The sequence below is a fragment of the Halobellus inordinatus genome (genome assembly GCF_024464655.1).
Taxonomy (GTDB): domain Archaea; phylum Halobacteriota; class Halobacteria; order Halobacteriales; family Haloferacaceae; genus Haloquadratum; species Haloquadratum inordinatus.
This window is the reverse complement of record NZ_JANHAV010000004.1, coordinates 289,041-301,082: the sequence shown is the minus strand read 5'-3', so window position 1 is coordinate 301,082 and position 12,042 is coordinate 289,041. Positions and strand designations below refer to the sequence as shown.

Sequence of the window (12,042 nt, the reverse complement as noted above, 5' to 3'; positions counted from 1 at the left end):
GTAGAATCGGCCGACGCCGGGGACTTCGTCCCCGGCTTTCTCGGTGATCGTATCGTCGAGGATGATGTAGCCATCCTGTGACCAGCGCGTTTCACCGTGTTTCTGAAGCTCTTCGAGGCGTTCGTGGTTGAACTCCTGTTCGTCCCAGTCGTACTGGGTGAGGAACTTGTTGAGGGCGCGTTTCCCCTGAGCTGGAAGGACTTCGCGTGCGATACCCGCCACGGTCTTGTTGCTGGCCGCAACAAGACCGGTGGCGTAGGTTTTCGCGTGATGACGTTGTGCTGGTGACAGCGACTCGAACTCGTCGAGCACGCGCGTACACGACAAGAAGTCCGTAATCGGCATCATCCGTCCTTGCCACCGCCTACGTCACGCTCCTACTTCAACGTGCAAAGCTGAGTTAAGGATGAAGAGTGAGGCGGGAGAATTTCTTGGTGGTCTATGCCAGAAATCAACCGCCTCAGTGGATGCACGGACTGGATTGATTTGGATTTTGTGGAGCGACAGCGGACACCCGAGCGTGCGATGAAGCTCGGTATTCAACTCCAGTTAGCAGGCCTCTCGCTGTCGAATACCGTCTCTGTTTCGAAGAGTTGGGTGTCGAGCGATCCCGCAAGGCAATCCACGATTGGGTGCAGAAGGCCGATCTACAGCCCACAGATGGGCGAAGCCCGAATCACGTTGCGCTTGACGAGACTGTGATTCGAATCAACGATCAACAATTCTGGCTGTACGCCGCCGCCGATCCTGACACAAACCACCTGCTACATCTCCGGCTGTTTTCGACGACAACGACCGCCTTAACCGAGATTTTTCTCCGAGAACTCCGCCAGAAACACGATGTCGAATCTGCCGTGTTTCTGGTCGACGGCGCTCAACACCTCCAAACTGCGCTGGCCAGAGCTGGACTCCGATTTCAAACAGAACGAAATGGAAATCGGAACGCCATCGAACGTATTTTCCGCGAGTTCAAACGCAGAACTTCCTCGTTCTCAAACTGCTTCAGTCACGTTGAGCCACAAACCGCTGAAAATTGGCTCCAAGCATTTGCTGCCTGGCTCAATGCTCCAAACTAAACACTGCCCTGCAAACCTCGCGAAGGCAGAAGTGCGTGCAGATAGAGACGTACTCGTCGTAGATCTCGATACACAAGAGGCGTCACTCTCGCACCTGCTCGATGTTTCTGAGGATCGAAACAACGACCAAGCGGACAGTCTCCTCCGGCATATGATTGATCGTCCGCGAGGCGATTTCCGAGACCTCATCAAAACAAGTGAGGGTATCGACATCGTTCCGGCACACAATATTCTCGAGTACGCCTCGAAGCACCTCCGACGACGTGAGGAAGAAGCCGCGGACTTTGGGGAATCGTGGAATCCGAACAAACAATTATTACGAGTGCTACGAGAAGCTGGCGTCCACAACGACTATGATACACTAATCGTGGACCCACCAGCGAGTGCTGACATTAAACTGCATAATGCAATCCACGCCACGAGACATCTCGTCATTCCATTCGAGCCGAGTGGGAAAGGCTACGAATCAGTCCAAGGGCTGGATCAACTCGTCGGGGGACTCGAAGAGCAACTCGGCATCGAAGTCGGTGTCCTTGCAGTTGTCCCGAACCGATACAAGGGAATGAACGATCAGGATCGGTTCTTAGATAAGTTAGAACGCGACGGCTGGGAGATCCCGATCAAATTCCGTGAGCGGTCGTCGCTTTTGGAAGGCTGTTGGGCAGAGCAGTGTACTGCATTCACCTACGTGGAAGAACATCGCGATCGCGAACGTGAGCACGAACTGGACACACTGGCAAAGTTCGATGACCTCGCTACGCATATTCGGAAGGCCAAGGCGGTGGAAGCATGAAGCAAGGTTCTGCTGACGACCCGTTTGCAGACGAGTCAACTGGTGATGAATCAACTGAAACCGACTCGCCTGCAGACACCCAATCTGGAAAAGGCCCACAAGAAGAATCGGATCCGACTCCGCAGACCCACCACACGACCGACGGTTCAGAAACCCCTAACCTCGCACAGGGTGATGAACGTCCACCCACTCAACAGCGTTCCCTTCCGTACATACACTCACGAGACGGAGTGAAAGACGGACGGACACAGCGTCCGGTATTCCTCCGGGCTCACATCGAAGAGAGTATTGATCAACTCCTCGATAAAATGGAGGCTGGAATCGGAGAAGACGTCTACAAAACAGACGTTACAGAAGCGGCAATGGCTGTCGCTCAGGAGAACCCCGAACTCGTACAAGCTAAACTTGAGGAGTGGGGTTACGGCTGGCAATGAATTAATTCAAGACCCATTTCGGCAAACAACACGATAGAGAGTGCCAGCGAGAACTGCGAAAACAGCGGTCAGAACGGAGGCTCTCTCTATTCGAGTTGGTCCAGCACATCACTGGCTGTCGTCGTCGGTTCTCTGGGGGAACATAGGTCTTCGAAATCCGTGCTCGGAGAATCTGGTTGATTCGTAGGGCAGTGTGCTGGCTGGGACGTCCAGTCTGGGACACCATCATCCAAGCGCTTGAGTAACGGCACAAAACGAGAATCAGCGAGTTTGGCTATCGTTTCGAGCGCGGACTCGGAGACAGCTGTGTCATTGTTGAGTAGCCCGTGTCGGAGTGGTCGGAATTTGTCCACCTCAAGAGTACCGTCGGCAGCTATGAGTGCGAGGCCCTCATAGCGCTGTCGCGTCACTACGATACTTTCGTCGGGTGAAAGCGGTGATACGAGAACGCTAACTATTGGCTGCAATACTTCCGGGTACTCACGGCCAACAGCGACAAGTGCCGACAGTGCTGGTGCACGGACCTTCTCGTCGTCTCGAACACCGGCCACGAGTGTCTCAGCGGTCGGCTGAACAGCAGCAGGCCATTCATTAGCAACCGATGCAAGCACAGAGTAGGCAACATGCCGTTGATCACACGGCCCTTCGCGGGCCATTGGGACGAACGTCTCACGTAGCAGAGAGCCGCCGTCTATCTTTCTACGAGGAGAGAATCCCGGCGTTTACGCTGGGAGTGAATCCGACAACGCTGACACAATCCATCACGGACGGCAGGTTGGATATTCCACGCCCATCCACACGATTAACTTAGTCAGTCTACATAGGCTATGTATGACGATTAAGACCACACGCACCTACGTTGGTTCCATCCAGAACCACCAACAGGTCTGTGATGGTCTTGATTCGCTCGGCGATTCTGCCTCGAAGATTTGGAACGTCGCACGATGGACAGCTGACCGCATCTGGGATGCAACCGGTGAGATCCCGAACGGTAGTGTGCTGAAATCGTATATGAAAAACCAGTCGTGCTGGAAAGACTTGAACGCACAATCCAGTCAGAAAGTCATCGAAGAACTTTCCGACGCTTTCCAGTCGTGGTTCGACCTGCGACAGAAAGACCCGAAGGCGAATCCCCCCGGCTACCGCAAACACGGCGACGAACGACCTAAGAGTACGGTCACGTTCAAAGCAGACGGATTCAAACACGACCCAGAGAACCATCGCGTCCGGCTCAGCAAAGGCTCGAACCTCAAAGAACACTTCTCAGACTTCCTGCTTTGCGAGTACCAGACTCGACCAGACGTCGACCTCTCGGAGATCAACAGCGTACAGAATGTTCGTGCCGTCTGGAACGGTAATGAGTGGGAACTGCACTTCGTCTGCAAAGTCAGTCTCGAAACCAACAACTCAGCAGGCGACGGCGTGGCAGGGATCGACCTCGGCATCACAAACATCGCCACAGTCGCGTTCCCGGACGAATACGTGTTGTATCCCGGCAACTCGCTCAAAGAAGACAAACACTACTTCACCAAGGCTGAGTACGACACCGACGGAGAGAGTGGCCTGTCAGAGCAGTCGAGGTGGGCGCGTCGGAAACTCTCCGAACGTGAGACACACTACTACCACACACTGACGGACGCCATCATCACGGAGTGTGTCGAACGCGGTGTCGGCACGCTCGCGGTGAGTTGGCCCGGAGACGTTCGAGAGTCTGACTGGGGTAAAACCGGGAACAAGAAGCTCCACTCGTGGGCGTTCGACCGTCTCTACCAGTATCTCGAATACAAAGGCGAGATGCGCGGTGTTGAGGTGCTGAAAGAGAACGAGTGGAACACCTCGAAAACGTGTTCTGCCTGTGGTGATGACACGAAGTCGAACCGTGTCGAACGTGGCCTGTACGTCTGCTCGTCGTGCGAGTTGGTAGCCAACGCGGATTGTAACGGGGCGGAGAATATGCGCCAGAAGATAACTCCGAGTCCTCACGGTGAGGATAGGAGTAACGGCTGTGTGGCACAGCCATCGACATACTTGTTCGACCGCGAGAGCGGGACGTTTCACACGAGAGAACAGGTCGTGTCGTAGACCACCAAATATCCCACCTGCGGCACGGGAAGCCTCGCCGTTTACGACGAGGAGGATGTCACTCGCGAGGAACTGCTGGAGGCCCTCGCGAAACGAGACACTACCCAGCGGAGTGCACAGCGATATGTTGAGATCTTCCTGTACGCAGAGCGGTACGACGAGGCGATCGCCATCGCGGACCGGTTTTCGGATTACCACGGGGACTCCTCCAACAGACCTTCCAGCATCGGTCTCAACTTGTACTTCTGATCGTGAGGAACGGAGATTCTCTCGAAGCCCAATCCGAGGAATTACGCCGCCATCCGACCAAGAACGCGTATGGACCACACTCCCGATGCGTTCGCCGACGCACTCTCCTCTGGCGACACCGAGCGCGTGAATCGGGCAATCGACGAAATCGAGAATACCGAGCTCGAGGAACGAGCCGCCCTGTTCGACGAGTGTTTCGAGATGTGTCTCGACCTTTACGAGGCCGACGATGGATACCAGCGACAGTCCGTGATCCGCTTTGCAGCCGGTCTGTATCCGCGCCTGGCCTATCGAACAGTTGGTTCGGACCTCACCGACGGGACATTACCGGGCGAGTGGACGCTCGACGAGATCGCGACCCACCGCGAACGGCTGCGGGACCTCTACGTGGACGCACTCCGCGACGACGACGGCCGTGTGCGACGCGCAGCTGCCAAGGCGATCAAGGAACTAGCGCTGACCGCCGAGATGCTCGAAGCCGAGGACGAACTCCGATCGATGATGGACGAACTGGAAGCGCTCGCCGAGGAGAGTGCGGACTCGAAGCGAAAACACGTCGAGCAGGCCTACGAGAACGTCGCCTTTCACGCGGAGAAGCCGTTTTCTTTACTTCCGGACGGTCTTCGGGACGCGCTCGAGGGCGACGAACACAGTAGTGGACGGTAGCTCACTCGAATATGCTGCTCTGTTGAATAGATGCTGAGCCACGGTTACAGGGACTCACACAGTGATCCTATGTTGATGATGGCGAACATCAGGGCAATTTCACGGAACAGGCGATCGCAGACTGGCAGTACTGGCTCAACTGCTGAGAGCCATACGTTCGTGGTCGAACTATCCTCCCCAAAGACGGATAGTGAGCAAAGCAAACGAAGGCAAGTAGGACAACATCTCCCGAGCCACAGGGTATCGACCGGTCGAGGGCTCTCAAGAGTTGTCGCCGGGGCAGTGTGCTCCGCATAGCGGCTCGCGGATGGGTTCCACGCGGAAGGTGTGGTGGTCCCACCAGATAGCTACTTTTCGAGGCGCTGGAGCAATTGCGTGACGTAGGGACTATTCTCCCAGCTACGATGCGGGCTGATCGTTGTGAGCAGCGTTCGAGCCTCCTCGTGGCTCAAATGTCCATTCCGGCCGTAGTCCACAATGAGCCGCGGCGTCGGGACGATCCGGGGGCCCTGAAGCACGGCGTGAATCAGCGGGAAGTTCGTGCCACCGAATTCGTCGGTGAGAAATCCGTCGACGGCGAGCACGTTCGCAAGAACGATGCCATCGGTTTCGCCGTCGTCGAGGCCGAACGTCGGCCGGGAGCCCGGCGTACCCTTACGTTCGTAGGGGTCCTCGATCGTGAAGTGGTTTCGGGCCGCGAGGACGTTACTCGCAGCCGCAGCGTGAATATCCTGATACTGCGTGATGTCGCGGAGCTCTGCGACTACCTCCGTTGGCACGACCACTTCACACGAGGTGAGCAGGTACTGGAACGGGTCCGGAACGTCGGTGTCGACGGCCGCGTCCGCACGAGGCACAGCGAGACTGACGAGGGCGCTCGTGTCGGCGACAACTGTTCGCAATCGTGGGCCGCTCATCGATCGTCGTCGGTCTCGGTGTCGACCGTCGTCACATCGCCTTCGTAAATGTCGATGTCCTCCGGGGCAGCGAGATCAAGTGGCACGTCCTCGAGGTCCGCTTTGAGGAGGTGGAGTCGCTGTGCGGTCTCGGCACCGACCAACTGCTTGACCGTCTCGAATTCGAGTTGGTCGTCGTAGTACTTCGTCGCGACCAATTCCTGAAACGTCTTGCTGTCGGCCGTGTCTTCGATGTACTCGCGAATTGCCTCAACAAGCAGATCCGTACGATCCTTATCGAAGAGGTCGGCGATCGCATCCAGCCGGTCGACGAGATACTCCGGCGACTGGAAATGGACCCGTCGCGGGTCGTCGCTTGCGCTCATTCTATGTGCAAGTTCTGCACATAGACGCATAACGGTTTCGGCGTATGCATAGAGCTTGCACATAAACGCCCGTGAGACAGGAATGGCCTACACCGGTCTCAGAGGGTGAAAACAAGTGGCTAGTCCGCGCTAGCTGGAGTACTGTCTACGTCGACGTCGTCGAGAAGCGGGTAGTCGATGTGCATCTCGATTTTATCGAACGGGACAACTGGTTGGATCGCTCCCCCAGGGCCACCTTCCTTGAGTTCGAGGATACCCAATACCTCCAGCTGTTTCAGATCTGCATGAACATCGGAAACGTCGCGGTCGACGAGTCGTGCAGCCTCCCGCATACTTGATGGGCGCTCTTTGGCGATGGCCTGTATGAGATCGAGGCGCAGTGGAGTGAGACTGTCGACGAGAGCGTCATAAGTCCCGAACTGGAGCACTGCACGCTCATCGCTTTCATCCAGTTCATCAGCTTCAGCAGTCTGAACCAAATCGAGTTCACAGCGACTGCATCACATCAGGATGCGCCGCACCCCTCTGGGGCGCACAAGCAACACGTCTCAACGATACCGAGGTGATTCGGAAGATCAAAGGAAGCTATTACCACCCAAACGGATGTCGCCGCTAGTAGAATGGGACTGTTGAGTAGGCTCCGGACGGCCATCGACGGGGAGTCTTCGACGCTGTGGGAGTGCCGCAACTGTGGCGTGACCCTCTCCGAGGAGGCCGAGGAGTGTCCACGCTGCGGCGCTGACGAGATTGTATACTACGAGTTCTGATCAGCGTAGCACTGCTGGCTCCTCAGCGATGCCGACCGTAGCGAGGTATGCGAGGAATTCCTCGTATTGGTTGCTGTCGCTGAGCGTGTCAGCCGCAAGGTGACGCGCCCATTCGATCGACCATCGGTAGGCAGGATCCGTGCCGCCCTTCCCGTGGAGGAACCACCAGCGCGCTGCTTTGAGCACCACGATGGGATTCGTCGGCGGTTGTTCGCCGGCAAGCCCACGGGTGATGGATTCGATTTCGTCGGGGACGTCGGTCGGATTGATCTCCGCTGATTGCATATTTCCGATATCGACTGGGATGTCATCAATCGAGACGGTTTCCGGATTCTGTTGTTGACTCACTAGTAGTCACCTCTGCGTGAGGACTCTCAGAGGAGCCCTCACGCTTTACGGGGCTCGAAAAACAGGGCGAGCTGCGTTCGGCAACGTATTTGACAGTTGCAACGTACTGTCCAATTACCTTAGGATGGCTGTCCTGGACGACCTCTCCGGATTCGAGTTCGAGGACGTGATGGAAGGACGTGTTCCGCAACCTCGGCTACGAGAACGTCCGCCAGGCCGACCGCACGGCTGACGAGGGTCGCGACGTCCTCATGGAGGAGGTCGTCGACGGCACGCGGCGCGCGATCATCGTCGAGTGCAAGCACACGGGGACGGTCGGGCGGCCGGTCGTCCAGAAGCTCCACTCGGCAATCGCGACGTTCGACTTCGACGGTCCAAAGCGCGGGATGGTCGTCACGACGGGTCGGTTCACGAATCCCGCCGAGGAGTACGCTGCACGCCTCCAGCAGAACGACGATCCCCATCCCATCGAGCTGCTTGACGGCGAGGACCTCCGGGAGATCGCCGACGAAATCGGCCTCGACCTCTACAACGGTCGCATCGAGATTCTCTGCGACGAGACACTCCGCCCCTATGACCCGGCCGCCGACGTCGACGCGCCCGTCGAAGAGGCGTTCCGCGACATCGTCAACATCGAGGCCGCGGATCTGCCGGTGCCGCGCTCGCAGGTAACGTTTCGGCCGGTGGTCGCGATCATCGCCGACACGAACGCTGTCTTCGAGACCTCCGTCGGTGTCATCCACCGGATCAACGATCGTACGCAATTCGTGGTTCACGCCGAACGCGGCCATCCGAACGTGGCAGATAACGACGTCGCGACGCTGGTCACCGAGAACTTCCACACGACAGTGCCCCTCGATAGCGGGCAGTTTGCCGAGGTATTCGACGACGTACAGGAACGACGGTTCGGCCAGACCCAAACGGAGTACAAGGAGTGGGCTGTTGACCGCCTCCAGGACTACCATACGACGACGGTGACCTACACCGGCGACAACAACGTCACCTACAACAAGACGTGTGAGCCGAATCTCTCGGACATCTCAGTGCAATCGATTGAGCCGGTGTATCTACCTGAGGTTCGGCAGACGACAGAGATACTGGAATACTCGTATCCATACGAATACTATGCTGCTGGCCCCTCACGGGTCACTCTGGAGGACGGGATTCATCGGTGCGTCCACTGCGAAACGAGCGGCGTCGACGAGACGTACACCTACTGTCCGAACTGCGGGGCGATCGCCTGCAGTAGCCACATCAAGACCGAACGGCTCGAAGGGGAACCGGTCTGTACCGGCTGTGCGGTGACCGACCGGTTCGCGCTGAAGACGAAGTACTTCTACGACGAACAGAATCTCGAGACGTTCCGCGAGGAGTACGCCGATATGCCGCTCCACGAGAAGGCGATGGAGAACAAGCTGCTGGCTGGCGGGAGTGTGGTTGCGACTCTGTTAATCGTCCTCGGCGTTCTCGTGATCGGCGGCATCATCTAATCTGTCGCAATTTTCCGCCGGGCTGCGGGCGTTGTTGTTACGAGACTCCGTACTGCTCTTTGAGTGCCATATATTCGTCCTTCTTTGGAAGGATGACTGGCAGATCATCTGTCCTGTCGTAGTCATCTTGAAGTGGCCGATACAACGCTTTTACAGTAGGTTCCAGGTCGTACCACTGTGCGGTCTCGATGAGTGCTTCTTGATCGATATCTTGCGTCTCGATCAACAGCATCGAATAACTGACGCGCCGGGATCCGCTATCGAGAAGGAGCGTATGGCACACGGCTTCAGCAGGCGTTAGCTCCTCGTATGGAGCATACCAGAACGGAGGCTCGCCGGCGAGGAAAAACTGTAGACCATACGCTGCAAACCGGCCCAGTCCGGTCATCTCCCAGTCCGGAGCTGCTTGGAGTGCGTCCGTATCCTCGTCGGTCTGTAGGCGAACGAGTGCTCGCTTCGGATCGCACCACGCGATCGTGGCGCTGGGGGCGATTTCCCGGACTCGGGCTCGATGTTCGTGTTCTACAGTAGCCCGGACGAACGCCAACAGCGGCGAGACCTCGTCCCGGAGGGCGTACTTCGGATCGGATCTGGAGAGTAACGCTCGGTGCTTGAGCGGTGATAACGCGCTATGGGCACCTTGTCGGGTGACTCCGAGCCGGTCTGCGATATCAGCGATGTGTCGTGGCCTATCGAGGTACCAACACACGCGGAGGGTGGCTGGCGAGAGCAGTTCCGTCCAGTCTACGTGGCTGAACTCCGACTGGAGCGTTCGATACGCTTCGGCGACGGGATGTTCCGCGATGCGGACTCGACGCTGATTACTGGGGCCACGGTTTTCTGCGAGCAATCCCGCTGCGAGCAATTCGTCGAGTACGTCGTACAGATGCTCTCGTGAATACCCGGTATCAGCCGCGAGTTCCTCCTTCGTCCCTCCCAGCCACGGTCAAGCAGGTCTTCGCCGTCATCAGAGTCGACGGGGGCTGCAGTCGGGAGCTCACCCCATCGCGCCTTCCCCGCAACGGACGTGTCCTCCTCGTCGAAGGTCACAAAATAGTCGAATACTGCGCAGGAATGCGGCTCAGCGCCAACCAATCGATTGAACACCGTTTTCCCCGCAGTCAATGCTTCGTTTTCTGTCGATGCCTCTACGAGTGCGTAGATGACCATATGCATCTGAACCACTCCAACGCGCGTCGGTACGGAGTGGTCTGCATAAGTTCTGAACTGGTCGGGATAGACGACGAGAACCACGACGATCTCAACGTAGTTTCTCGGTTTTTCTGTGCCGTGGCTATCACCCATCAGTGGGTTCAACAGTTCCGCTGATCACTCTGACACCGAGGCGGTCGACGAAGACTCGCCAATACTTCCCGTCTACCGATCCATCGAGGACGTTGTTTTTGACTTGGGCGAGAATACGAAGCGCATAAGTCATTATCGCAGTAATCATTAGGCAAAGTATGACCTTCTATGATCGCCAAGACGAACTCGGTGCACTAGACACGGGGCATTCATCGCCGGGTCACGCTTTCTACGTCGTGTATGGGCGTCGTCGTGTGGGGAAAACAGCACTGCTCAAAGAGTTCTGCGCTGATCGGCCGCATCTGTACTATCTTGCAGCGCAAGAAGCTGAAGAGCGCCAGCGTGAGAAGTTCGTCGAACAGATTGCCGACGGATTCGATGACCGTGTCCCACGTATCGACCACTGGGATGAGGCATTTGAGTATCTTGGTGAGAAGCTCAAAACGGACGACCGTATTGTCGTTATCGACGAGTTTCCGTATCTGGTAGCAGAGAACGACTCGCTCCCGTCATACCTCCAGGCCTTCGTCGACGAGCACCTGCAGCACACTGACTCGATGCTCGTTCTCTGTGGATCGAGCGTGAGTACAATGGAGTCCGAGGTGCTCGGCCACGAAAGTCCGCTATATGGCCGTCGAACTGGACAAATTGATCTCCATCCGTTTTCGTTCCAGCAAGCCCGGGACGTCATTGCGTACGATATTGCAGACGCAATTCGATCGTACGCGGTCACCGGTGGGACACCGATGTATCTCACGCTTTTCGACTACGAACAGTCGTTAGCCGAGAACATTCAGACACAGATTCTCTCACCGACAGCACTTCTCTACAATGAGCCAGAGTTCCTGCTTCAGACGGAACTGCGCAACCCGGCTCGCTATCTGAGTATTCTTGAGGCAGTCGCAGTTGGACACACGACGCCCAACGAGATCTCTGGTGCAACTGGAATTGATTCAGGGCCACTCTCGAAGTACCTTCAGACACTGCGCCAACTTCGGCTTCTCAACCGTGAGGTACCGATTACGGCCTCCGGGCAGAAGTCCAAACGATCTCACTACCGCGTCGATGATGAGTTCCTTCGGTTCTGGTTTCGCTATGTCGAACCGAACCGGTCTAGCATCGAAGAAGCGCCTGCGATGGTCTTCGAGGGCACTATCGAACCCGACCTACCAACACACGTCTCGACGACATTCGAAGATGTCTGTACGGAGGCGGTCTGGGAACTGATCAGGCGTGGCGAATTCGACTCGTATTCAGCTGTCGGACGATGGTGGTATGGTGAAGAGGAAATTGATATTGTGGGACTTGCGCCCGCAGATGACCGACTCTTGCTTGCCGAATGCAAATGGACCAACGAGCCGGTTAGCCACGGACTTGTCGATGACCTTCGATCGAAGGCCAACAGCGTTCGATGGGGACCAAGTCATCGATCTGAACGATTCGCGCTCTTTTCCAGGAGTGGATTCGTCGATGGCCTTGCTAAAGATCTTGACGACAACTGGTCACTGTTTGACCTCACGGATATCGAACACATATTCAACAACGTCTGA

The 12,042-nt window shown here is 56.7% G+C and carries 12 protein-coding genes and 3 pseudogenes; 8 read left to right on the top strand and 7 right to left on the bottom strand.

From position 1 onward, the window contains the following. Positions 1-348, bottom strand: a 348-nt coding sequence (locus NO347_RS10255) for a transposase (RefSeq protein WP_256289502.1), incomplete at its 3' end; no start/stop codon positions are given. Between the two features lie 93 nt (positions 349-441). Between NO347_RS10255 and NO347_RS10250 the strand changes: the two are divergent. The 5 genes and pseudogenes from NO347_RS10250 to NO347_RS10230 all read left to right on the top strand — a co-directional run bounded on the left by NO347_RS10250 (position 442) and on the right by NO347_RS10230 (position 5,300). After that, positions 442-1,076: pseudogene (locus NO347_RS10250) on the top strand (IS6 family transposase). Beyond that, a complete protein-coding gene (locus NO347_RS10245) occupies positions 1,063-1,869 on the top strand; it encodes a ParA family protein (protein WP_256289501.1) in 807 nt (268 codons plus the stop codon). Before NO347_RS10250 ends, NO347_RS10245 begins: the two are co-directional and overlap by 14 nt. Further along, complete coding sequence (locus NO347_RS10240) at positions 1,866-2,303, top strand: DUF7970 domain-containing protein (RefSeq protein ID WP_256289500.1); 438 nt, start codon at positions 1,866-1,868, stop codon at positions 2,301-2,303. Before NO347_RS10245 ends, NO347_RS10240 begins: the two co-directional genes overlap by 4 nt. Positions 2,304-3,134: 831 nt before the next feature. After that, a complete protein-coding gene (locus NO347_RS10235) occupies positions 3,135-4,385 on the top strand; it encodes an RNA-guided endonuclease InsQ/TnpB family protein (protein ID WP_256289499.1) in 1,251 nt (416 codons plus the stop codon). Positions 4,386-4,703: 318 nt separating this feature from the next. Then, entirely contained in the window at positions 4,704-5,300 is a 597-nt protein-coding gene (locus NO347_RS10230) for a hypothetical protein (RefSeq protein ID WP_256289498.1), read from the top strand. A gap of 347 nt (positions 5,301-5,647) precedes the next feature. Here NO347_RS10230 and NO347_RS10225 read toward each other — a convergent pair whose 3' ends face one another. The 3 genes from NO347_RS10225 to NO347_RS10215 form a co-directional block, all read right to left on the bottom strand. After that, positions 5,648-6,217: a hypothetical protein gene (locus tag NO347_RS10225; RefSeq protein WP_256289497.1), complete on the bottom strand. Its 570-nt coding sequence runs from the start codon at positions 6,215-6,217 to the stop codon at positions 5,648-5,650. Continuing rightward, entirely contained in the window at positions 6,214-6,582 is a 369-nt protein-coding gene (locus NO347_RS10220; RefSeq protein ID WP_256289496.1) for a hypothetical protein, read from the bottom strand. Before NO347_RS10220 ends, NO347_RS10225 begins: the two co-directional genes overlap by 4 nt. A 119-nt stretch (positions 6,583-6,701) precedes the next feature. Continuing rightward, positions 6,702-7,061, bottom strand: coding sequence for an HVO_A0114 family putative DNA-binding protein (locus NO347_RS10215; protein ID WP_256289495.1), 360 nt, complete (start codon positions 7,059-7,061; stop codon positions 6,702-6,704). A 141-nt stretch (positions 7,062-7,202) separates the two neighbouring features. Here NO347_RS10215 and NO347_RS10210 point away from each other — a divergent pair, with 141 nt between their 5' ends. After that, positions 7,203-7,349 carry a zinc-ribbon domain-containing protein gene (locus tag NO347_RS10210; protein ID WP_256289494.1) on the top strand — a complete coding sequence of 49 codons (147 nt, stop codon included), beginning with the start codon at positions 7,203-7,205 and terminating at the stop codon, positions 7,347-7,349. Here NO347_RS10210 and NO347_RS10205 read toward each other — a convergent pair whose 3' ends face one another. Then, the gene (locus NO347_RS10205) at positions 7,350-7,697 is read right to left on the bottom strand and encodes a DUF8013 domain-containing protein (RefSeq protein ID WP_256289493.1); all 348 of its coding nucleotides are present in this window, start codon (positions 7,695-7,697) and stop codon (positions 7,350-7,352) included. A 124-nt stretch (positions 7,698-7,821) separates the two neighbouring features. Between NO347_RS10205 and NO347_RS10200 the strand changes: the two are divergent. Then, a pseudogene (locus tag NO347_RS10200) lies at positions 7,822-9,187 on the top strand (restriction endonuclease). A 37-nt stretch (positions 9,188-9,224) separates the two neighbouring features. On the opposite strand, the gene NO347_RS17265 reads toward NO347_RS10200, so the two are convergent. Both NO347_RS17265 and NO347_RS17480 read right to left on the bottom strand, forming a co-directional pair. Further along, positions 9,225-10,127: a MarR family transcriptional regulator gene (locus tag NO347_RS17265; RefSeq protein WP_425492373.1), complete on the bottom strand. Its 903-nt coding sequence runs from the start codon at positions 10,125-10,127 to the stop codon at positions 9,225-9,227. Between the two features lie 5 nt (positions 10,128-10,132). After that, positions 10,133-10,357, bottom strand: a pseudogene (locus tag NO347_RS17480) (DUF7995 family protein); the annotation flags it as partial. A gap of 293 nt (positions 10,358-10,650) precedes the next feature. Between NO347_RS17480 and NO347_RS10185 the strand changes: the two are divergent. Continuing rightward, positions 10,651-12,042, top strand: a complete 1,392-nt coding sequence (locus NO347_RS10185) for an ATP-binding protein (protein WP_256289492.1) — start codon at positions 10,651-10,653, stop codon at positions 12,040-12,042.